Source organism: Clostridium frigidicarnis, from assembly GCF_900111985.1.
In the GTDB taxonomy this organism is placed as follows: Bacteria; Bacillota; Clostridia; order Clostridiales; family Clostridiaceae; genus Clostridium_Z; species Clostridium_Z frigidicarnis.
Window position 1 is genome coordinate 1 of record NZ_FOKI01000090.1, and the last position, 2,525, is coordinate 2,525.

General features: G+C 27.8%; 2 protein-coding genes. One reads left to right on the plus strand and one right to left on the minus strand.

From position 1 onward, the window contains the following. Positions 1-232: 232 nt before the first annotated feature. On the minus strand, positions 233-1,180 hold the full coding sequence (locus BM119_RS19345; RefSeq protein ID WP_090043333.1) for a TDT family transporter: 948 nt from the start codon (positions 1,178-1,180) through the stop codon (positions 233-235). Positions 1,181-1,355: 175 nt separating this feature from the next. Between BM119_RS19345 and BM119_RS19350 the strand changes: the two genes are divergently transcribed. After that, positions 1,356-1,853, plus strand: coding sequence for a C-GCAxxG-C-C family protein (locus tag BM119_RS19350; protein ID WP_090043334.1), 498 nt, complete (start codon positions 1,356-1,358; stop codon positions 1,851-1,853). The last annotated feature ends 672 nt before the right edge of the window (positions 1,854-2,525 follow it).

Sequence of the window (2,525 nt, forward strand, 5' to 3'; positions counted from 1 at the left end):
TGACTTTTAATCATGGTGTCCGGGGTTCGATCCCCCGGTGAGCCACCAAAACCGTTCAGATATTTCTGAACGGTTTTTTTACGTCTAATTATAGAGTGAATCTTTATTGAGGTGGAGTTTTCTTCACTATCTAAATATTAGGTGATTTAATCTAGAATGCAACACCTGTTATGTAAGAGAATGAGCGATAACAGGTGATAAACATCAGATAAATTTATTATATAAGGTTATTTTACTTATTTAATCCAATTGCACTTGAAGTAGGATTATTTGATATTAAAAATTGAATGTATTTTATTAGTACATATAATGTAATTAAAACTGATAGTATTACTTGGAAGTGTACCAAATATTTAAGTGAAGTAATAGCTTGATTTGAATTTATTAAAAATCCATTTGTGAGTTTCATTGCTATACCACTGATAACAAGAGGGAATGTAAAACCTGAATAACTTGGGTAAAACTTTAGTTTTAATAATTTTGGTAACATAAATAAAACTACTACATAGAAAATAAATGATAAAGCCATTAGAATATAAACCAAAGTAATGTTTTTTTCTGAGAATGAATTCATATATCCCGCCAATAGTAGGCTTGCTGGAGCTGCTAAAATCGCAAGGGTTGGCAGCGTTGGCTCCGGTAATTCTTTAACTTTAATTACTCTTTTTAAAACTATATATAAAAGTATTATATATGTAGTTAATCCAAACCAAAAGGCAATCTTACCTATGGTTATCATACCGTATACATTTCCCGTAACACTTGCTATTACTATACCTACATATACAATGTACCATGATGGAAACACTTGTTTTATATTAAATTTACTAATAAATTTAACACTAAACCATAGGATAAGAATAATATGAATTGCTAATCCTGTAAGCCACATTCCAAATGCAAATGTAGATAAATAGGGCTTTAAATATGTAGATAATAACATAATAGCCATAGAAAATGTTGGGAATACACTAGCTATTACTGGATTGTTTAAATCCTCTTTTACTTGCTTTGGGTAAGTTATTAACTTTAATATAAATAAGATTAGAAGTATTCCAGCTACTATTCCAAAAGTATTTCTAAATATGTTTCCATAAGATTGTACTAGATTACCTAAAGCTGCAAGTCCTAATATTAATCCAGCAATAGGTAAAGGATATTTTCTTATAATATGTCCCATTTATAATCCTCCTTTTATTCTATATGTATTAAATAGTGTATCATGAGAATATTTATTATGCCAATTTGTATTACCTATAGGAAATTTATTATTATAGATATTTTCTATTTGTAATTAGATGATTAATACTTTATACTCTCAATTGTTTATACATAATATGTTTTGGGAGGATTATATAATGATTATAGATACTAAAAAATTTTCAAAAGAAGAACTTTTAGAAATGGTTCAAAAAAATGCAGAAGAATTATTTAGAAGCGGTACATTTTTTTGTAGTGAGGCAGTAGTTCAAACTATTAATGAAGTGTTGAACAAGCCTTATCCAGATGAAGTTGTAAAATTAGCTAGTGGTTTTCCTATCGGTTTAGGTAAAGCTGGTTGTCTTTGTGGCGCAGTTTCAGGAGGACAAATGGCTCTTGGCATGGTTTATGGTAGAGTTAAAGGCGAACCAATGCAAGAAGAAATGTTTGATAGATCAAAAGATCTTCATGATTATATTAAGGAAGAGTATAAATCAACTTGCTGTAGAGTAATTACTCGTGAATGGCAAGGTGATGATTTTAAAAGCCAAGGTAGGAAAAATCACTGTATTACTATAACTGGAAAGGTAGCAAGATGGGTTGCTAATAAACTTATTGAAGATGGAAGAATTGAAATTAAAAAAGTTAAATAATAAGATTGATTTTTAAAAATTAATTTGTTGATTTTATTTATATATTAAAATAAAAACCGCTGACTAAGGTGTGAAATTTGCATCTAATTGGCGGTTATTTTTAACGGTAATTATCTTTATTAGGATTTGTACTATCATAATTTGTTGTAGGTGATTTAAAGAATAAACAATTCAATAAGTTAGTATTTATATAAGAAGATTAATATTAAAATATATTTAGAAAGAACTTATAGTATTGAATCAGTTATTTAAGGTTTTAAAAGATAATATTATGCTTGAAATCTATTAAATTAAAGGATATTTTGTGTATGAATAATGAGAATATACTGTCTAAAAGACTAAACATAACCAGGTGTATCAATATATTTATAATGTAGTATTTTGTAGAAATAAGGAGTATTTTTAAAGTCATCAAAAATAACAGTAGATCATATCAGAACAAGAGTAAATACCTATGTTAAGATAATCCTTGTCGCTAAGGCAATGACTTAGTAGTTGAGAGATTAATGAAGATACAAATTGAAACAAAAAAGTTTTAAAAAAAGTATTGACATAAATCAATCAGGATGTTATTATGAAGAAGTCGCATGAAGCGGCAAACAAATTGGTCTTTGAAAATTAAACAGATTAAGATAAAGAACCAGCAATTCTTTTACAGTAAATAATTAGCGA

Bases quoted from the DNA above. Each gene is read 5' to 3' on its own strand.
- BM119_RS19345 (WP_090043333.1), bottom strand. From the start codon at position 1,180: ATGGGACATATTATAAGAAAATATCCTTTACCTATTGCTGGATTAATA.